This window comes from Lentzea sp. CA-135723 (genome assembly GCF_050936595.1).
In the GTDB taxonomy this organism is placed as follows: Bacteria; Actinomycetota; Actinomycetes; order Mycobacteriales; family Pseudonocardiaceae; genus Lentzea.
The window spans coordinates 3,739,107-3,757,075 of the sequence record NZ_JBNJMK010000001.1; the positions used below are offsets into that span (position 1 = coordinate 3,739,107).

The window sequence follows — 17,969 nt, forward strand, 5'->3', positions numbered from 1 at the left end:
TCACTGCTGAAGATCAGTCCTTCGTGTCGGACGGCTTGCCCGCGAGCTCACCGGCCGTGTCCTGGGCGCTGGTGCCCTCGGTGACGTGCGCGTGCTTGCGCGCGTTCTCCAGGGCCACGGTCTCCTCGACCGGGTCCGGCGACCAGGTGCTGCCGGCGACCGGGTGACCGGCCGAGCCGAGCTTGTTCATCTTCTTCGGCACCGACGCGCCCTGGTAGGCGAGCGGGATCGGGTGGCCGTGGTCGTCCACCGGACCGAGCGGCTGGTGGATCTCGATGAACTCGCCGTGCGGCAGGCGCTTGATGATGCCCGTCTCGACGCCGTGCTCCAGCACCTCGCGGTCACCGCGCTGCAGGCCGATGCAGACGCGGTACGAGATGAAGTACGCGATCGGCGGCAGGATCAGCATGCCGATGCGGCCCATCCACGTCGTCAGGTTCAACGAGATGTCGAACTTGTACGCGAAGATGTCGTTGCCGCCCATGAGCAGCAGGACCATGAAGTACGTGATCGCCATCCAGCCGAGCGAGGTGCGGACCGGAACGTCACGCGGGCGCTGCAGCAGGTTGTGGTGCGCGTAGTCCTTGGTCATCTTGCGCTCGATCCACGGGTAGACCGCCGCGATGCCGGTCAGCAGCGGCAGACCGAGGATGAACGGCAGGAACGGCGCCGGAATCGTGTAGTTGCCCAGGTAGAACTCCCACGCCGGCCAGATGCGGACCAGGCCGTCGGTCCAGCCCATGTACCAGTCGGGCTGCGAACCGGCGGAGACCTGCGCGGGGTTGTACGGGCCGAAGTTCCAGATCGGGTTGATCTGGAAGACGCCACCCATGATCGCGATGACACCGACGACGATGGCGAAGAAGCCACCGCCCTTGGCCGCGAACACCGGCATGATGCGGACGCCGACGACGTTGGTCTCCTTGCGGCCCACGCCCGGGAACTGCGTGTGCTTCTGGTACCAGACGAGCGCGAGGTGCGCCGCGATCAGACCCAGGATGATCGCCGGGATGATCAGGATGTGCGCGGTGTAGAGCATCGGGATGATGTCGGTGCCGGGGAACTCCCCGCCGAACATCAGCCAGTTCAGCCAGGTGCCGATGACCGGGAACGAGATCAGCAGCGCCGCCATGACGCGGAGGCCGGTGCCCGAGAGCAGGTCGTCCGGCAGCGAGTAGCCGAGGAAGCCCTCGATCGCGCCGAGCATGAACAGCACGATGCCGATGACCCAGTTGATCTCACGCGGCTTGCGGAACGCGCCGGTGAAGAAGATCCGGAACATGTGCACGACGATCGCGGCCATGAACAGCAGCGCCGCCCAGTGGTGCACCTGGCGGACGAACAGGCCACCGCGCGTCTCGAACGAGATGTCGAGCGTGGACGCGAACGCCCGCGACATCTCGATGCCGCGCAGGTTCTCGAACGCGCCGTTGTAGGTGACCTCGGTCATCGACGGGTCGAAGAACAACGCCAGGTACGTACCCGACAGCAGCAGCACGATGAAGCTGTACAGCGCGATCTCACCGAGCAGGAACGACCAGTGGGTCGGGAAGACCTTGTTGATCTGCTTCCGCAGCCCGGAGGCCGGGTGGTACCGCTCGTCGGCAGCGTTGGCCGCCGCCCCTGCGACGCGCGCGGCCGCGTTGGCCGGCTTCGTCGGCGTGGTGATGGCACTCATGACTTACGCTCCCAGAACGCCGGTCCCACAGCCTCGATGAAGTCACTGCGGGCTACCAAGTATCCCTCTTCATCCACAGTGATCGGAAGCTGTGGAAGAGGACGGGTCGCCGGGCCGAAGCGCGGCTTCGCGTATTCGAAGACGTCGAACTGCGACTGGTGGCACGGGCACAGCAGCAGACCGGTCTGCTGCTCGAAGAGCGACGTCGGGCAACCCAGGTGCGTGCAGATCTTCGAGTACGCGTACAGGTCACCGTAGTTGAAGTCCTCCTGGCCCGCGCGCTTGGTGACCGCCTGGTTCGGGCGCATGCGGATGAGCATGACCGGGGCGTCGGCGCGCTTGAGGGCCGCGACCAGGGCGTGCTCGTCGTCGCGCTCGGACTCGCGGAACGGGAAGACCGTCTCGAAACCGCCCGGCTCGACGTCCTCGGGACGCACGAGCGAGACCTCGTGGAAGTTGCCGGTGTGGCGGCGCAGGTAGACCTTCTCGCCCTTTTCGGCCTTCCAGCCGGTGTGCCACAGCGAGTTCTTGGTCTCGCTGTCCGAGTGCGGGTTCTTGATGAGCGCGCCCAGCGGAACGGCGGCCACGCCCAGGCCCAGCACGCCGGCGCCGAGGCCCGCGGTGCGCTTGATCAGGCTGCGGCGCGCGATGCCGCTGCGGTCACCCGCGTCGGCGAGCTCCGCGACCAGGGTGGCGCGGTCGACGGCCGACGACGGGCCGTCGTGGCGCTGCTGCACCGCGAGCTCCTCGGGGAGGAACTTCTTGGTGTAGAGCAGCGCTCCAACGCCGAGGCCGGTGACCGACAGGCCCAAGAACAGGCCGATCAGCGGGTTGTACAGCTGGTGCCACATGTGGCCGTCGGTGTGCGGGGCCTCGTACTGCCACGGCCAGAACAGGAACACACCGAGGAAGGCCAGGCCGGACAGCGCGGAGATCAGGAACCACAGCGCGACGGAGCGCTGGGCGCGACGCTCGGCGCGCGTGCCCGGGACCGGGAACTTCTCCTCGTAGTGGACGAGCTCGACGCCGTCCATCTTCGTGCCGAGCCTGACGAGCTCGTCCCGGCTCATCTCCGCGAGTTCTGCCTCGCTGGGCAGCTCGATCGGCTTGTCGCCGCTCATGCCTTGGCTCCGATCCAGAGGGTCACGCCGATGAGCGCGGCGATACCCACGATGAACGCGATCAATCCCTCGGACACCGGCCCGAGCCCACCGAGGGGGGCACCACCGGAGTTGTTGTTGCCGTCGGTGACCGACTTGACGTACGCGATGATGTCTTTCTTCTCTTCCGGCGTGAGCTGGCGCTCGCCGAACTTCGGCATGTTCTGCGGGCCGGTCAGCATCGCCGTGTAGATCTGGTCCTCGGTCACGCCGTCGAGCTCGGGCGCGAACTTGCCGGAGGACAGCGCGCCACCACGACCCGTGAAGTTGTGGCAGCTGGCGCAGTTGAGGCGGAAGAGCTCGCCACCGCGCGCCGGGTTGTCGCCGCGCAGGGCCTCACCGGACTCGGACGGCTTCTTCGGGCCCTCGCCGCCGTTGGTGGTGATGTAGGCCATCAGCGCGTTGATCTCCTCGGGGGAGAGCTTCGCGGGCTTGCGGATGGCCTGCGCCTCCTGGCGTGCCATGGGCATGCGGCCGGAGGAAGTCTGGAAGTAGACCGCGGCGTCGCCGACGCCGATCAGGCTCGGCCCGCGGTCCTTCACACCTTCGAGAGACGTGCCGTGGCAGCTCAGGCAGGTGTTGAGGTAGATCTGCTCGCCCTGGCGGACCAGGGCGTCCTGCTGCTGCGCCTGGGCGGTCTGCGCCTGGGGCGCGAAGGCGGCGAACAGCATGCCGGCGCTCAGCAGGGCGAAGCCCAGTGCGAGCAGTCCGGCCACCCGGCGGCGCAGCTTGGTGCGGGCGCCGCGGGGGCGTTTCGTCGTGGTGGTCATGGTGTGCGGCAACCCTTGCTGTCAGTTCGGGAGCTCGTGGCTGGGGAGCAGGTCAGGGCACGATGTAGATGATGGCGAACAGCCCGATCCACACGACGTCGACGAAGTGCCAGTAGTACGACACGACGATCGCCGAGGTGGCCTGCGCGGGCGTGAACTTGCTCAGCTTCGTCCGGATCAGCAGGTAGACGAAGGCGATCAGACCGCCGATGACGTGCAAGCCGTGGAAGCCGGTCGTCAGGTAGAAGACCGTGCCGTAAGCCGAGGACGGGATCGTGGTGCCGTGCTCGACCAGCTCGATGTACTCGCCTGCCTGCCCGCCGACGAAGATCGCGCCCATGATCAGCGTCACGATGTACCAGCGACGCAGGCCGAAGACGTCACCCCGCTCCGCCGCGAAGACGCCCCACTGACACGTGAAGGACGACGCGACCAGGATGATCGTGAAGACCGACGCGTAGGGGACGTTCAGGTGCGTGGGGGGCGGGGGCCAAGGTCCCTCGTTCTGGGCCTTCACCGTGAAGAACATGGCGAAGAGGCCAGCGAAGAACATGAGCTCGCTGGACAGCCAGACGATCGTGCCGACGCTGACCATGTTCGGGCGGTTCAGCGAGTGCACGCGCTGGCCGATTGAAGGCGCTGCCGTGGTCACGCGCAGCATTATTGCTTGCGGAATTTCCGTCCGCCCATCGGGTCCTGCGCGGATCATGGGCGGGACGGGTCACACAGCGGGTGATCGCTAGGAGATCAACGAATGAGCTTGCTGGGCCGATTGCGGGACAGGCTGCGGCGACGGGAGGAGCCGTCGTTGTCGATCGACGATCCCGGGCTCGTCGTGGTGGCCGAGGCGTTCGACCACGCGGAGGCCGATTCGGCCGTTCTGGCCCGTTCCCCGCAGTGGCGCGCGGACGACCTCGCCGTTCTGCGTCACCACCTGCGCATCCCCGCTGACCAGGTAGAACGCGCGCGGGAGCTGCTGAGCCCGGACGGCTGGACACTCGTCGCCGGTGATATATCGCATATCAGCAGGGTGCAGAAGCTGGACGCCCTGCACTGCGCCCAGGAGCGCTCCCGGATGGCGTCGCTGGCGCAGCGGCTGGGCGGTGAGGCGCTGGGGTGGGACGCCCTGCAACCCGCCCGCGAACCGGCCCGATAGCATCGTGGCGACCTTGGTCACTTTCTTCACAGGACCGCAGTCGGCAGTCGCAGCGGAGGATCCAGATGAGCACGCAGACCACGAAGATCCTGGTGTTCAGCCACCGGCCCGAGGTGCGTGAGACGATCATCACTGCGGTCGGCCGCCGTCCCGCGCCGGACCTCGGGCGCGTCGACTACGTCGAGGCCGGGACGATCGCGGACGTCCTCTACGAGGTGGACAACGGCACGGTCGACCTGCTGATCCTCGACGGCGAGGCGCAGCCGACCGGTGGCATGGGCCTGTCCCGCCAGCTCAAGGACGAGATCACGAACTGCCCGCCGATCGTGGTGGCCGTGCGCCGCAAGGACGACCGGTGGCTCGCGACCTGGTCGCAGGCGGACGCGGTGCTGGTGCACCCGCTCGACCCGCTGGCCGCCGCCGAGACCGTGGCCGAGGTGCTGCGGGGCTCGGCATTGCCCGTCGTCAAGGGCTGATCCGCCATGAGCCAGCGCACCTGGCCCTCGCTGCTCAACCGCCTGCTCGACGGCGCCGACCTGACCGCCGACGACACCGCCTGGGGCATGGACCAGGTGATGTCGGGTGAGGCGACGGCGGCGCAGATCGCGGCGTTCATCGTCGCGCTGCGCGCCAAGGGCGAGACGCCGGAGGAGGTCGACGGCCTCGCCACGATGATGCTCAACCACGCGAACCGGTTCACGGTGGACGTGCGGGCGACCGACATCGTGGGCACCGGCGGCGACCATTCCGGTTCGGTCAACATCTCGACGATGGCCGCGATCATCACGGCCGCCGCGGGCGTGCCCGTGGTCAAGCACGGCAACCGGGCGGCGTCGTCGCAGTGCGGCACGGCGGACGTCCTGGAGGCGCTGGGCGTCGCCATCGACCTGCCCGCCGAGGGCGTGCGGGAGACCGTGCGCGAGCTCGGCATCGGGTTCTGCTTCGCGCCGGTGTTCCACCCCGGCTTCCGGCACGCGGGCCCGGTGCGGCGCGAGATCGGCATCCCGACGTCGTTCAACCTGCTCGGCCCGCTGACGAACCCGGCGCAGCCCAAGGTCGGCCTGATCGGCTGCGCGCGGGCGGCGGCGGCACCGCTGATCGCCGGCGTGTTCGCGCGGCGCCGCAACACCGCGCTGGTGGTGCGCGGCGACGACGGCCTCGACGAGATCACCACGACCACGACGACGTCGGCCTGGCTCGCCCAGGACGGTGTGGTGCGCACGGAGACGATCGACCCGGCGGTGCTGGGCGTGAAGCCCGCGCGCGAGGAGGACCTGAAGGGCGGCGACGCGTCCGTCAACTCCCAGGTGGTCCGCGACCTCGTGGCCGGCAAGACCGGTTCGGTGCGGGACGCGGTGCTCGTGAACGCGGCGGGCGCCATCGCGGCGCACGGTGGGTTCTCCGACGACCTGCACGCCGACCTGACGGCCTCGCTGAGCCGCGCGGCCGACGCCATCGACTCGGGCAAGGCCTCGGCACTGCTGACGCGCTGGGTGGAGCTCTCGACGGCCCTGAAGGGCCGCTGAAGTTCTTTCGGCGGCCTGAGGGCCGCTTGAGGCTCCTTCGACCGCCTGAGGGGCCGTTTCGGTCACGCGTCGTCGCCGACGCGTGACCGTGGTCGCACGGCCGCCGCATCGGTGTAGTCCGAGCGAGTGATGGGCCCGAGATGCGCACCACGTGGTAACGCCGTCGCAATCGCCACCTGGAATGCTGGAGTCATGGCCCTCCTCTACCCGGTGATGAAGCACGTCGTCGCGCGCACAGCCCGTCTCGTCTACCGCCCGGTGGTGGACGGTCTGGAGAACATCCCCACCGACGGCCCCGTCATCCTGGCGGCCAACCACCTCAGCTTCATCGACAGCGTCGTGATCCCGATGGTCGTGCCGCGCCGCGTGTCGTTCCTCGCGAAGGCCGAGTACTTCACCGGCACCGGCGTGAAGGGCTCGCTGTCGCGCTGGTTCTTCTCGTCGCTCGGCCACGTGCCGGTGCACCGCGGCAAGGGCCGTGACGCCCGCGCGGCCCTCGACACGGCCGCCGAGATCCTCGCCCGCGGCGACGCGTTCGCCATCTACCCCGAGGGCACCCGCTCGCTCGACGGCATGCTGCACCGCGGCCGCACGGGCGTGGCGCGCATGGCGCTCGAGTCCGGCGCCCCGGTCATCCCGGTCGGCATCATCGGCACGGACAAGGTGCAGCCCGTCGGCAGCAGGTTCCCCAAGATCGTCCCGGTGACGATCCGCTTCGGCGAGCCGCTCGACTTCAGCCGCTACGACGGCATGCAGGAGTCGCTTCCGGTGCTGCGCAGCGTCACCGACGAGATCATCTACCGCATCCTGGACCTGAGCGGCCAGGAGTACGTGGACGCCTACCAGAAGACTCCGGTGCCGGCGGCGGCCTGACCGGCTCCCCCAGGGCTTGAAGCGGAAGGCCCTCCTCGCCACGACGGCGAGGAGGGCCTTTCGCTTGTGGTCACGTCCGGCGGGGTCGCGGCGGACCCGTCGCGCGCCCACCGATATCCGATATCCGATGTATCAGCTGACCAGTCAGGCGCCTCGCGGATGACAACGTTGTCTTGTGCGCACGACGCGATATCCCGTATCCGATGTTCGCGCTCGGACGCGATATCCCGTATGCGATGTATCACATGCTGGATGTCGGGCCGGGAACGACGAAGGCCCCCTCCGCGTGCGGAGAGGGCCTCGGCCGAGCGATGTCCGATATCCGGTATATCGGATATCAGTCGTGGTTGGGTCCGGTGTGGTACTCGAACACCAGGCCACCGACCATGATCAGCACCATGACGATGGCGATCACGAGCAGCCACACGTGCCAGAACGCCACCGCGACACCCGTGGTCGCCGCCGCGGCGGCGAGGCCGACCGGCCAGTACGAGCCGGGGCTGAAGAAGCCCAGCTCGCCGGCGCCGTCCGACACCTCGGCGTCGGGGTTGTCCTCCGGCCGCACCTCGATGCGGCGGGCGACGAACCGGAAGTAGGTGCCGGTGATGAGGGCCAGGCCACCGGTCAGCGCGAGCGCCACCGTGCCGGTGGGCTCGACGTGGCCGGTCGCGAGGTGCGTCCAGTAGCCGTAGACGATGGCCATCAGGAACGAGAAGGCCATGACCAGGTCGAATACGCGAGCTTCGATCTTCATCGCGGGGCGTCCCTACTTCTGGCCCGCGCCGGAGGCCTCGCGGGCCGTCCGGTCGGTGTTGAACGGGGTGGTCGTCGTGGCCAGCGGGGAGCACCACTTGTCGCAGTTCACCTGAGACAGGGCCTCTGCCGTGGTGTACGGCTTGCCCGTCTTCTCGTTGACCTGCTTGCGCAGCTCGATGTACTTGTCGAAGTCGGCCGACTCGAGAGCGCGGACCTCGAAGTTCATCACCGCGTGGTACGAGCCGCAGAGCTCGGCACAACGTCCGACGAACGCACCGGGACGGTCGATCTGGTCGATCTGGAAGACGTTGTCCTGGTTGTTCTTCTCCGGCTGCGGGAAGACGTCCCGCTTGAAGTGGAACTCCGGCACGAAGAACGAGTGGATGACGTCGGTCGAGCGCAGCGTGAACTGGATGCGCTTGCCGGCCGGCAGCACCATGATCGGGACCTCACCCGAGGTGCCGACCGTGCTGACGGCCTTGCCCTCCTCGGTCTTGTGGTCCGGATACTGGAACTCCCAGTTCCACTGGAACGCGATCACGTCGACGTTCACGTCGGGCTTGCCCGACTTGTCGGTGACGTAGTTCTGCGTGATGGCGGTGAAGTAGAACAGCACCGCCACGATCACCGTCGGCACGACGATGAGCACGATCTCCAGCGGGAGGTTGTACGCCGTCTGACGCGGCAGCTCCTCCGACTTCTTGCGGTGGAACACGATCGACCACAGGATCAGGCCCCACACGATGACGCCGACGACGAGCGCGGCGATCACGGACCACGTCCAGAGCTCGCGCATCTTCTCGGCCTGCGGCGTGACGGCCTGCGGCCATCCGAAGCGCAGCACCTCGTCCGTGGAGCAACCGGTGGCCCCGATACCGACCAGGCCTACCAGCCCGGCGGTCTTCACCAGCCGGGATGCCCTGGTGCCCTCCTTCAGGCCCACTGCTCGCCCGCCTCCTCGTTCACAAACATCTGGCCATGCCAACGGATCAAGCGGGAGCGTAGCCCAGCGGGACTGCGCTCACCCCTTGGGGGCACCGCCGCTGCGGTGCAGTTTCGGTCACACAGAGCGCCTTCGGCATACTGAGGACTTCCCCGTGGTCTTCCCCTTCGTGTTTCTTGAGAGGTGCGAGAGCCTTGTGCGGCCTGGCAGGACTTGTTTGCCCTAGCGAGAACGAGGCCGAGAACGCGCGCCCGGCCGTGCAGGCGGCGCTGCGCTGCATGCGGCACCGAGGGCCGGACGAGAGCGGCACCAGGCGGGTCGACGAGGTCGTGTTCGGCTTCAACCGGCTCGCCATCATCGACATCGAGCACTCCCACCAGCCGCTGACCTGGGGTCCGGCGGAGTCGCCGAGCCGGTACACGATCAACTTCAACGGCGAGATCTACAACTACCTGGAGCTGCGGGCCGAGCTCACCGAGAAGCACGGCGCGGTCTTCCACACCGACGGCGACACCGAGACGATCGTCGCCGCCTACCACTACTTCGGACCTGCGGCGATCACGAAGCTGCGCGGCATGTTCGCGTTCATCATCTGGGACTCCGAGCGCGAGCTGCTGTTCGGCGGCCGCGACCCGTTCGGCATCAAGCCGCTGTACTGGGCGCAGGGCCAGAGCGGTGTCGCGTTCTCCAGCGAGAAGAAGATCCTCCTGGAGATCGCGTCCTCGATCGGCATCGCGCCGAAGATGAACGTCAAGGGCCTGCAGCACTACCTGACGCTGCAGTACGTGCCGGAGCCCGCCTCGCTGCACGACTCGATCCAGCGCGTCGAGTCGGGGCACTCCTTCACGCTGGTCCCCGGCGAGTCGCCGCGGTTCGAGCGGTACTTCCCGGCGGAGTTCAAGGTCCGCACGGTCCGCAGCGAGGCCGAGGCGAACGCCCTGTACGACGAGATCACCGCCGCGCTGCGCGACTCGGTCGCCAAGCACATGCGCGCGGACGTGACGGTCGGCTCGTTCCTGTCCGGCGGCATCGACTCGACGGTGGTCGCGGCGCTCGCCAAGGAGCACAACCCGGACCTGATCACGTTCACGACGGGTTTCGAGCGGCAGGGGTTCTCCGAGGTCGACGTGGCCGCCGAGTCGGCCGCGCTGATCGGCGTGAAGCACGTGGTCAGGACGGTCAGCGCGCAGGAGATGATGGACGCGCTGCCGCTGATCACCTGGTACCTCGACGACCCGGTGGCCGACCCTGCGCTCGTGCCGTTGTGGTTCATCGCGCGTGAGGCGCGCCAGCACGTGAAGGTCGTGCTGTCCGGCGAGGGCGCGGACGAGCTGTTCGGCGGGTACACGATCTACCGCGAGCCGCTGTCGCTGGCGGGCTTCGAGAAGGTGCCGGGCGCGCTGCGCAAGGCCATGGGCAAGGTCTCCACGAAGATCCCGCACGGCGTGCGCGGCAAGGACCTGCTGCGTCGTGGCGCGCTCTCTCTCGAAGAGCGCTACTACGGCAACGCGCGCATCTTCCTCGACGACCAGCTGCGTCAGGTGCTGAAGACGTACGACCCGTCGGTGTCGCACATGGACGCGACCGCGAAGCCGTACCGCGAGTCGATGGCGTGGGACCCGGTGACGCGCATGCAGCACGTCGACCTGTTCACGTGGCTGCGCGGCGACATCCTGGTCAAGGCCGACAAGATGACCATGGCGAACTCGCTGGAGCTGCGCGTCCCGTTCCTCGACCCCGAGGTCTTCAAGATCGCGTCGCAGATCCCGAGTGAGTTGAAGATCACGAAGGACACGACGAAGTTCGCGCTCCGCAAGGCGATCCGCGACATCGTGCCGGCGCACGTGCTGAACCGCCGCAAGCTCGGCTTCCCGGTGCCGATCCGGCACTGGCTCAAGGACGAGATGCACGAGTGGGCCGTCGACATCGTGCGTTCGTCGCAGACCGACCAGTACATCGACAAGAACGCGGTGCTGCGCCTGATCGAGGAGCACCGCTCCGGCGTGCTCGACCACAGCCGCCGCATCTGGGCGCTGCTGGTGTTCATGATCTGGCACGGGATCTTCGTCGAGGCCCGCATCCACCCGGTGGTGCCGGAACCGCACTACCCGGTCAAGCTCTGACCGGTGGGGCCCCTCCGCGGAGGGGCCCTTTCCGTTTCTGCGTTATCGACGTCCCTGCGCGCTGCAGATCGCGTACGAGCTGACGACGGTCTCCGGGGACGCCATGAGGTCGAGGTAGCGGTCGAACTCGTCGTCGGTGAGCGGCAGCTTCGCGCGCACGAGGCGTGCCGTGGCGGCGAGCAGGCGGCAGCCGGCCGACCCGCCCTCCCACTCCTGCACCTCGCGGGAGCCGCTGACGTCGTTCAGGCCGGCGTCGAGCAACGCCCTCTCGACGCGGGCGCCCCACGCCAGTTCGGCGCCTGCCTGGTCGAGCAGCGTCAGCAGGGCGTTCTTCACCCGCATTATCAGCTTCGCGTCGTCGGGGGCGGCCTTGAGGACCTCGAGCGGGAGGCAGTCGAACTCCTCGAGCACGAGCCAGCCGCCGGGGCGCAGCGCGTCGCGCAGCTTGCGCAGCACGACCTCGCGGGCGGGGAGGTAGAAGAGCACCAGGCGGGCGTGGACCAGGTCGAACGCGTTGCCCGGCAATATATTGGATACTACGTCGTGCTCCAGGACGGTGACGTTGTCGCGTTCCTCGAGCCGGGTGACGTCGATGTCGGTGACGGTCACGTGCCCGGACGGGGCGACCACGTCGGCGAGCCAGTTCGCGACCGATCCCCCGCCACCCCCGACCTCGAGGCAGCGCCAGCCGTCCGCGACACCGAGCTGCTCGACGCGGGCGAACGTGCCCGCGTCGAGCAGGGAGCTCAGCGCGTCGAACTTGGGATCGAGCGGTTCTTCGTCGGCGTCGCCGAACAGGTACGTCCCCATTGTCCGATCATGGCAGGACGGGAGCGATCTCCTCAGCGGCTTCCGTACCAAACGCGCCACGAATGCGGGTGAGCGCGGCTTCGCGCTCGATCACCCACTCCTGGGTGCCGACGGTCTCGAGCACCTCGACCGCGATGAACGAACCGAGCTGAGCGGACCGTTCGATGCTCAGGCCCGCGGTGATGCCGGCGAGGAAGCCCGCGCGGAAGCCGTCGCCGACACCCGTCGGGTCGGTCTTCGCGACCTCGGGGACAGCCGGGACGTGCAGCGAGAAACCGTCGCGGTCGACGATCTCGACGCCCTTGGCGCCGAGCGTGGTGACGCGCTTGCCGACGCGGGCGAGGACGTCGGCCTCGGTCCAGCCGGTCTTCTGCAGCAGCAGTTCCCACTCGTAGTCGTTGCTGAAGAGGTACTCGGCGCCGTCGATGAACGCGCGCGCCTGCTCGCCGTCCATGCGGGCCAGCTGCTGCGACGGGTCGACGGCGAACTTGTAGCCGCGCTGACGGCACTCCTCGGCGTGCCGGAGCATCGCCGCGGGGTCGTCCGGGCTGATGACGACGAGCTCGAGGTTCTCGACGCGGCCCGCGATCGGCGCGAGCTCGATGTTGCGCGCCTCGGCCATCGCACCCGCGTAGAACGAGGCGATCTGGCACATGTCGTCGTCCGTGGTGCACACGAACCGCGCGGTGTGCGAGACCTCGGACACGTACACGCCAGAGGTGTCGACGCCGTGCCGTTCGAGCCACGAGCGGTAGTCGTCGAAGTCCTTGCCGACGGCGCCGACGAGCACCGGACGCACCCCGAGCACACCGAGGCCGAACGCGATGTTCGCGCCGATGCCGCCGCGCCGGACGACGAGGTCGTCGACGAGGAAGCTCAGGGACACGCGGTCGAGACGCTCCGCGACCAGCTGGTCCGCGAAACGACCCGGGAAGTGCATCAGATGGTCGGTCGCGATGCTGCCGCACACGGCTAGGGGCACGTCGGCTCCTCTTTTCTTGTTGCGCTACGTAGCTGCTCACCCGGACGAGTACCGCCGTGAACACTACTGTTTGGTAGGGCTACCGCAGGTCAGGCCGTCGTCATACGGTCCTTTGGTGACGATCCCAGAAGCGACCACGATGAGTGAACTGATCGAGGACTGCGCGCAGCTCCCCTTCGCTCTCACCCACCCCGAGCACCCCCTTCCCGCCCCGCGCGCCGCCGCGCCCTGGCAGGTCGACGAGCGGTGCGCCCACCAGGTCGAGGGCCTTGCCGAGTACGGCGTCTGACGCAGGCCTGACTTCCGGGTCTTGCGACTGGTCGTGCTTGCGGGTCTGACCTTTCCGGTCAGAGCCTCCGGCGACCAGTCCCTTCAGGCTCAACTGGGAGTTTTCCCGGTCCCGCACACGCGGAGAGGCCGCGTTCCCGTCGGTGCGGGAACGCGGCCTCTCGCGTTGGTTCGCCTTAGTGGAACGAGTCGCCGCAGGCGCAGGACCCGCCGGCGTTCGGGTTGTCGATCGTGAAGCCCTGCTTCTCGATCGTGTCCACGAAGTCGATGACAGCGCCTTCGACGTAGGGCGCGCTCATGCGGTCAACGGCGACCTTCATGCCGTTGAAGTCGACCATCGCGTCGCCGTCGAGCGCACGCTCGTCGAAGAACAGCTGGTAGCGAAGGCCGGCGCAACCACCGGGCTGGACGGCGATGCGCAGGTGCATGTCGTCGCGGCCCTCCTGGTCGAGCAGCGCCTTGGCCTTGACGGCGGCCGCATCGGTCAGCGTCACGCCGTGGCTGGGCGCCTCGGAAGCGGTCGAAGCGGCGTCCTGAGCGGTCGTCATGGCTCTCCTAAGAGGTCCTCTGCGGGCGGTTCACCCATCAACAACACGGGCGTTCCCCGCCTTGTTCCACTCCCCATGGTCCCACAACGACGGGCCTCGACGCCCTAGGTGTCGACTGTCACGTAGACCACGCTCGAGCCAACCGATATATCAGCTGGCCCCGCGCCCGAGATCGACCCGCGTTCGACGACGACGTCGTCGTCGCGTTAGCGCGACCACTGCCGTGCGACGTGCTGGGCCGTGGCGACGACGCTGTCGCGAGCCTCCTCGATCGCCTTCCGCACGGAGCCGACGTGTTCCGAAACGGAGTAGGCGTCCTGCACGCCGGCCGCGCCCATCTCGCGGCGGCCGACGCTCACCTGGCCCGCGATGGCGATGCACGGGATGCCGCGTTCGGCGGCGCCGCCCGCGACGGCGGTGATGAGCTTGCCGCGCAGCGACTGCCAGTCGAAGCTGCCCTCGCCGGTGACGACGACGTCGGCGTCGTCGAGCGCGCTGTCGAGGCCGGTGAGGGTGCGGACCAGGCCCGCGCCCGACGTCATCGTCGCGCCCAGCGACAGGAGCGCGGCGCCGAGGCCTCCTGCCGCGCCGGCACCCGATATATCGGATACGGGCTTGAGGACGTCCATGGCGGCGAGCCTGGCTTCGAGGCGTTCGACGGCCTCCGGCGACGCGCCCTTCTGCGGGCCGAAGGTGTGAGCGGCGCCGTGCGGGCCAAGAAGCGGGTTCTCAACGTCGGAGGCGGCGACGAGCGATATATCAGTCAGGACGGCGCCGGCACCGGCGCCGTCGTTGGCGTCGGCGAGGGCGGCGAGCATGCCGGCGCCGCCGTCGGTCGTGCCGGAGCCGCCGAGGCCGACCGTGATGACATCGTTGTCAACCGCGGCTGCCGCGATGAGCTCGCCGACGCCTCGCGTCGTGGCCGTCTCGCAGGTCTGCGGGCGGAGGTCGGCGGGGATGAGGTGGAGGCCGCACGCCTCGGCGGACTCGATGTACGCAGTGCGTGTGCCGTTGGTGTGCACGCTGAGCCAGCGCGCTTCGACGGGCGTGCCGAGCGGGCCCGTCACCATGATGTGCCGGATGTCGCCGTCGAGGGCGGCGTGCAGGACGTCGACGAAGCCGGGGCCTCCGTCCGCCAGGGGGCGTTGGACGACGACGTCGTCGGGCTTGGCCTCGCGCCAGCCGGTGGCGATGGCGTCGGCGGCCTCGCGGGCGGTCAGGGTGCCGCCGAAGCAGTCCGGAGCTATGAGTACGCGCACCTCGCGAAAGGTACAGAAAACCTGCTGCCCTACCCTGATGGTGTGAGGTTCTTGCGCCGCAACTCCGACGACACCGCCACCGCCGAGGCTCCCGACTCCGGGGCCGAGCTCGCCGAGCCTCTCGACAGGGGGCGCACGGCGGCCAAGGGCAAGGCGACGCCCAAGCGGCGTGAGGCGCAGGGTCGGCGCAGCGGGCCGGTGCCGCCGCCTCCCAAGACGCAGCGCGAGGCGTTCAAGCGCATGCGCGGCAACAAGGTGAGCAAGGAAGAGCGTCGTGCCGCGGCGACGGAGCGTCGTCAGCGGATGATGGCGGGCGAGGACAAGTACCTGCTGCCGCGCGACCGCGGGCCGGTGAAGGCGTACATCCGCGATCTCGTCGACTCGCGCCGCAACCTCATGGGCCTGTTCATGCCGCTCGCGGTCCTGGTGTTCGTGGCGCTGCTGACGCCGTCGCTCGCGGTGCAGCGGTACGCGACGCTGGCGACGACGTTCATGCTGATCGCGATGGTCATCGAGGGCATCGTGCTCGGCAGGCTCGTCACGCGGCGGGTGCGGGCCAAGTTCCCGACCGAGCCGATCAAGGGCCTGTCGATCGGCTGGTACTCGTTCATCCGCGCGAGCCAGATCCGCAAGCTGCGCGTGCCCAAGCCGCGCGTCGGCCCCGGCGACGCCATCAAGTAGTGCGCAGGATTCCTCTCAACCTCCAGCTTCCGGAGAAGCTCTGGTGGGACCACAACGCGTGGTACCGCCGGTGGCTGCTCCGGCAGCTGCCGTCCGGGGCGAGGACGGCGCTGGACGTCGGCTGCGGGCACGGCGTGCTGGCGCGGTCGATCCCGGCAGGCGAGGTCACCGCGATCGACGCCAGCGAGCGCATGATCGAGATCGCGAGCGCGACGCCGAGCCGGGTGCGGTGGGTGCGCGGTGACGTGTTCACCGAGGACCTCGGTCGGTACGACGTCGTCACGGCCGAGGCGAGCCTGCACCACCTGCCGTTGCGCGAAGGCCTCCGCAGGCTGGCGGAGCTGACGGCGCCGGGCGGCACGCTGGTCGTCGTCGGGCTCTACGTCATCGCGACCCCGGTGGACTGGGCGGTGGAGGCGGTGACGTTGCCCGCCAACGCGCTGGTCGGTCTCGCGAAGGCCGCGACCGGCACGGCGGGCAAGCCGTACGACGTCGACATGCCGATCGTGATGAGCGCGCCCTCGCTGAACGAGATCCGGGCGGCCGCGGCCGAGATCCTGCCCGGCGCGCGGATCCGCAGGCGGCTGTTCTGGCGGTATTCCCTCGTGTGGCACGCGCCCGAAGTTCATTAGCAGTACGAACGAAGTCGGTTTAAGCTCCGATGTATGAAGTTCCGTCGACTCGGCCGCAGCGGCCTGTCCATCAGTGAGATCTCGTACGGCAACTGGCTCACCCACGGCTCCCAGGTGGAAGAGGAGCAGGCTCACGCCTGTGTGAAGGCGGCGCTGGAGTCGGGGATCACGACCTTCGACACAGCCGACGTCTACGCCAACACGGCGGCGGAGTCGGTGCTCGGCCGGGCGCTGCAGGGGCAGCGGCGCGAGTCGCTCGAGATCCTCACCAAGGTCTACTGGCCGACCGGTCCCGGCGGCCCCAACGACCGCGGGCTCGGCCGCAAGCACGTCATGGAGTCGGCCAACGCGTCGCTGAAGCGCCTGCAGACCGACTACGTCGACCTGTACCAGGCGCACCGGTACGACCACACCGTCCCGCTGGAAGAGACGATGCTGGCGTTCGCCGACCTCGTCCGCCAGGGCAAGGTCCTCTACGTCGGCGTGTCCGAGTGGACCGCCGAGCAGATCACCCGCGGCGCCGCGCTGGCCCGCGAGCTGAACGTGCCGTTCGTGTCGCACCAGCCGCAGTACTCGATGCTGTGGCGGGTCATCGAACCGCAGGTCGTGCCGGCGTGCGAGCGCGAGGGCATCAGCCAGATCGTGTTCTCCCCGATCGCGCAGGGCATCCTGACCGGCAAGTACCTGCCGGGCGCCGAGGCGCCGGAGGGGTCGCGCCTCGCCGACGCGCGCGGGTCGCAGATGATCGCGCGCTGGATGCGCGACGACGTCCTCAACGCCGTGCAGCAGCTCAAGCCGATCGCCGAGGAAGCGGGCGTCACGCTCGCGCAGCTCGCCGTCGCGTGGGTGCTGAAGAACCCGAACGTCGCGTCGGCGATCATCGGCGCGTCACGTCCGGAGCAGGTCTTCGAGAACGTCAAGGCCATCGACGTCGAGCTCGGCGACGACGTGCTCAAGCAGATCGACACCGTCCTCGACGGCGTCGTCACCGACGACCCGAGGCTCACCGCCCAGGGCTGAGTCAGCCCGCGGGGTGCAGGCTCATCGGGCCGTACACCTCGATCTCCGACCGCAGCAGCGTGACCTGCTCGACACCGGCTTCGAGCAGGTCACGCCACTGGTCGCTGAACCAGTCCTCGGCTTCCGTCTGCTCCGCGAACGTCACATCCGGGCCCGCGACCTCGCGTCCGTGTGCATCCTGGTAGTGCCAGCGGAATTCCATGAGACGAAGGCTACTGACTCTTGTCACCCAGAACGCTCGTGCTCGGCGGAGCGCGTTCAGGCAAGTCGGCACACGCGGAAGGCCTGCTCACCGACCCGGTGGTGACGTACGTGGCCACCGCGCGCAGGTACCCGGACGACCCCGACTGGGACGCGCGCATCGCGTCGCACGTCGCCCGGCGCCCCGCCACGTGGCACACGGTCGAGGCGTCGACGCCCGCCGACCTGCCCGCCCTGCTCACGGCCACCCAGTACGAGGACCCGCCGATCCTGGTCGACGACCTGTCGACGTGGCTGGTCGGCGTGCTCGACGACGCGGGCGCGTGGGAGGGCGACGGCGCGGACGTGATCGCTCACCACGCCGACGCGCTGTACCGCTCGGTCGCCACGTGCCGCGCGCGACTCGTGCTCGTGACCGCGGAGGTCGGCCTCGGCGTCATTCCGTCGACGCGCTCTGGCAGGCTCTTCCGCGATCACCTCGGTGCGCTCAACGCGCGCGTCGCCGAGGTGTGCGACGAGGTCACGCTCCTCGTCGCCGGTATCCCGTTGAAGCTGCGATAGGA

The 17,969-nt window shown here is 68.7% G+C and carries 21 protein-coding genes; 10 read left to right on the forward strand and 11 right to left on the reverse strand.

What is annotated here, in order from left to right:
* Positions 1-13: 13 nt before the first annotated feature.
* The 4 genes from qcrB to ctaE are packed head-to-tail and all read right to left on the reverse strand — an operon-like array spanning position 14 to position 4,269.
* Positions 14-1,678 (reverse strand): cytochrome bc1 complex cytochrome b subunit, encoded by a 1,665-nt coding sequence (gene qcrB, locus ACQEU1_RS16350; protein WP_433201768.1) that lies wholly within the window; start codon positions 1,676-1,678, stop codon positions 14-16.
* The gene (gene qcrA / locus ACQEU1_RS16355) at positions 1,675-2,799 is read right to left on the reverse strand and encodes a cytochrome bc1 complex Rieske iron-sulfur subunit (protein WP_433201771.1); all 1,125 of its coding nucleotides are present in this window, start codon (positions 2,797-2,799) and stop codon (positions 1,675-1,677) included. The genes qcrB and qcrA overlap by 4 nt, the downstream gene beginning before the upstream one ends.
* Positions 2,796-3,608 carry a cytochrome bc1 complex diheme cytochrome c subunit gene (qcrC, locus tag ACQEU1_RS16360; protein WP_433201774.1) on the reverse strand — a complete coding sequence of 271 codons (813 nt, stop codon included), beginning with the start codon at positions 3,606-3,608 and terminating at the stop codon, positions 2,796-2,798. The genes qcrA and qcrC overlap by 4 nt, the downstream gene beginning before the upstream one ends.
* Before the next feature lie 52 nt (positions 3,609-3,660).
* Positions 3,661-4,269: an aa3-type cytochrome oxidase subunit III gene (gene ctaE / locus ACQEU1_RS16365; protein ID WP_382439726.1), complete on the reverse strand. Its 609-nt coding sequence runs from the start codon at positions 4,267-4,269 to the stop codon at positions 3,661-3,663.
* A gap of 93 nt (positions 4,270-4,362) precedes the next feature.
* Between ctaE and ACQEU1_RS16370 the strand changes: the two genes are divergently transcribed.
* The 4 genes from ACQEU1_RS16370 (at position 4,363) to ACQEU1_RS16385 (ending at position 7,163) form a co-directional block, all read left to right on the forward strand.
* Entirely contained in the window at positions 4,363-4,764 is a 402-nt protein-coding gene (locus ACQEU1_RS16370; protein ID WP_433201777.1) for a hypothetical protein, read from the forward strand.
* Positions 4,765-4,829: 65 nt separating this feature from the next.
* The gene (locus ACQEU1_RS16375) at positions 4,830-5,240 is read left to right on the forward strand and encodes a hypothetical protein (RefSeq protein ID WP_433201780.1); all 411 of its coding nucleotides are present in this window, start codon (positions 4,830-4,832) and stop codon (positions 5,238-5,240) included.
* A gap of 6 nt (positions 5,241-5,246) precedes the next feature.
* Complete coding sequence (gene trpD / locus ACQEU1_RS16380; protein ID WP_433201783.1) at positions 5,247-6,290, forward strand: anthranilate phosphoribosyltransferase; 1,044 nt, start codon at positions 5,247-5,249, stop codon at positions 6,288-6,290.
* Positions 6,291-6,482: 192 nt separating this feature from the next.
* Complete coding sequence (locus ACQEU1_RS16385; RefSeq protein ID WP_382439722.1) at positions 6,483-7,163, forward strand: lysophospholipid acyltransferase family protein; 681 nt, start codon at positions 6,483-6,485, stop codon at positions 7,161-7,163.
* Positions 7,164-7,500: 337 nt separating this feature from the next.
* Here ACQEU1_RS16385 and ACQEU1_RS16390 read toward each other — a convergent pair whose 3' ends face one another.
* Together ACQEU1_RS16390 and ctaC are read right to left on the reverse strand one after the other, a co-directional pair.
* Positions 7,501-7,917: a cytochrome c oxidase subunit 4 gene (locus ACQEU1_RS16390; RefSeq protein ID WP_382439721.1), complete on the reverse strand. Its 417-nt coding sequence runs from the start codon at positions 7,915-7,917 to the stop codon at positions 7,501-7,503.
* 12 nt (positions 7,918-7,929) lie between these two features.
* Positions 7,930-8,862 (reverse strand): aa3-type cytochrome oxidase subunit II, encoded by a 933-nt coding sequence (ctaC, locus tag ACQEU1_RS16395; RefSeq protein ID WP_433201787.1) that lies wholly within the window; start codon positions 8,860-8,862, stop codon positions 7,930-7,932.
* 194 nt (positions 8,863-9,056) lie between these two features.
* Between ctaC and asnB the strand changes: the two genes are divergently transcribed.
* Positions 9,057-10,985, forward strand: coding sequence for an asparagine synthase (glutamine-hydrolyzing) (asnB, locus tag ACQEU1_RS16400; protein WP_433201790.1), 1,929 nt, complete (start codon positions 9,057-9,059; stop codon positions 10,983-10,985).
* Positions 10,986-11,027: 42 nt separating this feature from the next.
* Here the strand turns inward: asnB and ACQEU1_RS16405 are convergent, their stop codons facing one another.
* A complete protein-coding gene (locus ACQEU1_RS16405) occupies positions 11,028-11,795 on the reverse strand; it encodes a class I SAM-dependent methyltransferase (protein WP_433201793.1) in 768 nt (255 codons plus the stop codon).
* Between the two features lie 7 nt (positions 11,796-11,802).
* Positions 11,803-12,735 carry a carbohydrate kinase family protein gene (locus tag ACQEU1_RS16410; RefSeq protein WP_433211531.1) on the reverse strand — a complete coding sequence of 311 codons (933 nt, stop codon included), beginning with the start codon at positions 12,733-12,735 and terminating at the stop codon, positions 11,803-11,805.
* A 157-nt stretch (positions 12,736-12,892) separates the two neighbouring features.
* Between ACQEU1_RS16410 and ACQEU1_RS16415 the strand changes: the two genes are divergently transcribed.
* Positions 12,893-13,066: a hypothetical protein gene (locus ACQEU1_RS16415; protein ID WP_157512842.1), complete on the forward strand. Its 174-nt coding sequence runs from the start codon at positions 12,893-12,895 to the stop codon at positions 13,064-13,066.
* Between the two features lie 175 nt (positions 13,067-13,241).
* Here the strand turns inward: ACQEU1_RS16415 and ACQEU1_RS16420 are convergent, their stop codons facing one another.
* Complete coding sequence (locus ACQEU1_RS16420; RefSeq protein ID WP_089922497.1) at positions 13,242-13,613, reverse strand: HesB/IscA family protein; 372 nt, start codon at positions 13,611-13,613, stop codon at positions 13,242-13,244.
* 206 nt (positions 13,614-13,819) lie between these two features.
* Positions 13,820-14,872, reverse strand: coding sequence for a glycerate kinase family protein (locus ACQEU1_RS16425; RefSeq protein ID WP_433201798.1), 1,053 nt, complete (start codon positions 14,870-14,872; stop codon positions 13,820-13,822).
* A gap of 42 nt (positions 14,873-14,914) precedes the next feature.
* Here ACQEU1_RS16425 and ACQEU1_RS16430 point away from each other — a divergent pair, with 42 nt between their 5' ends.
* From ACQEU1_RS16430 to ACQEU1_RS16440, 3 genes are read left to right on the forward strand one after another with little or no spacing between them, the layout of a single operon-like run.
* A complete protein-coding gene (locus ACQEU1_RS16430; RefSeq protein ID WP_433201801.1) occupies positions 14,915-15,553 on the forward strand; it encodes a DUF3043 domain-containing protein in 639 nt (212 codons plus the stop codon).
* Positions 15,553-16,185, forward strand: coding sequence for a class I SAM-dependent methyltransferase (locus tag ACQEU1_RS16435; RefSeq protein WP_433201804.1), 633 nt, complete (start codon positions 15,553-15,555; stop codon positions 16,183-16,185). The genes ACQEU1_RS16430 and ACQEU1_RS16435 overlap by 1 nt, the downstream gene beginning before the upstream one ends.
* A gap of 33 nt (positions 16,186-16,218) precedes the next feature.
* Positions 16,219-17,205: an aldo/keto reductase family protein gene (locus tag ACQEU1_RS16440; protein ID WP_433201807.1), complete on the forward strand. Its 987-nt coding sequence runs from the start codon at positions 16,219-16,221 to the stop codon at positions 17,203-17,205.
* Between the two features lies 1 nt (position 17,206).
* Here ACQEU1_RS16440 and ACQEU1_RS16445 read toward each other — a convergent pair whose 3' ends face one another.
* Entirely contained in the window at positions 17,207-17,407 is a 201-nt protein-coding gene (locus ACQEU1_RS16445; RefSeq protein ID WP_433201810.1) for a hypothetical protein, read from the reverse strand.
* Between the two features lie 20 nt (positions 17,408-17,427).
* Between ACQEU1_RS16445 and cobU the strand changes: the two genes are divergently transcribed.
* On the forward strand, positions 17,428-17,967 hold the full coding sequence (gene cobU / locus ACQEU1_RS16450; protein WP_433201813.1) for a bifunctional adenosylcobinamide kinase/adenosylcobinamide-phosphate guanylyltransferase: 540 nt from the start codon (positions 17,428-17,430) through the stop codon (positions 17,965-17,967).
* Positions 17,968-17,969: the final 2 nt, after the last annotated feature.

Coding starts and splice junctions, on each gene's coding strand:
- qcrB (WP_433201768.1), bottom strand. CDS start 1,678: ATGAGTGCCATCACCACGCCGACGAAGCCGGCCAACGCGGCCGCGCGC.
- qcrA (WP_433201771.1), bottom strand. CDS start 2,799: ATGAGCGGCGACAAGCCGATCGAGCTGCCCAGCGAGGCAGAACTCGCG.
- qcrC (WP_433201774.1), bottom strand. CDS start 3,608: ATGACCACCACGACGAAACGCCCCCGCGGCGCCCGCACCAAGCTGCGC.
- ctaE (WP_382439726.1), bottom strand. CDS start 4,269: ATGCTGCGCGTGACCACGGCAGCGCCTTCAATCGGCCAGCGCGTGCAC.
- ACQEU1_RS16370 (WP_433201777.1), top strand. CDS start 4,363: ATGAGCTTGCTGGGCCGATTGCGGGACAGGCTGCGGCGACGGGAGGAG.
- ACQEU1_RS16375 (WP_433201780.1), top strand. CDS start 4,830: ATGAGCACGCAGACCACGAAGATCCTGGTGTTCAGCCACCGGCCCGAG.
- trpD (WP_433201783.1), top strand. CDS start 5,247: ATGAGCCAGCGCACCTGGCCCTCGCTGCTCAACCGCCTGCTCGACGGC.
- ACQEU1_RS16385 (WP_382439722.1), top strand. CDS start 6,483: ATGGCCCTCCTCTACCCGGTGATGAAGCACGTCGTCGCGCGCACAGCC.
- ACQEU1_RS16390 (WP_382439721.1), bottom strand. CDS start 7,917: ATGAAGATCGAAGCTCGCGTATTCGACCTGGTCATGGCCTTCTCGTTC.
- ACQEU1_RS16405 (WP_433201793.1), bottom strand. CDS start 11,795: ATGGGGACGTACCTGTTCGGCGACGCCGACGAAGAACCGCTCGATCCC.
- ACQEU1_RS16410 (WP_433211531.1), bottom strand. CDS start 12,735: ATGCACTTCCCGGGTCGTTTCGCGGACCAGCTGGTCGCGGAGCGTCTC.
- ACQEU1_RS16420 (WP_089922497.1), bottom strand. CDS start 13,613: ATGACGACCGCTCAGGACGCCGCTTCGACCGCTTCCGAGGCGCCCAGC.
- ACQEU1_RS16440 (WP_433201807.1), top strand. CDS start 16,219: ATGAAGTTCCGTCGACTCGGCCGCAGCGGCCTGTCCATCAGTGAGATC.
- ACQEU1_RS16445 (WP_433201810.1), bottom strand. CDS start 17,407: ATGGAATTCCGCTGGCACTACCAGGATGCACACGGACGCGAGGTCGCG.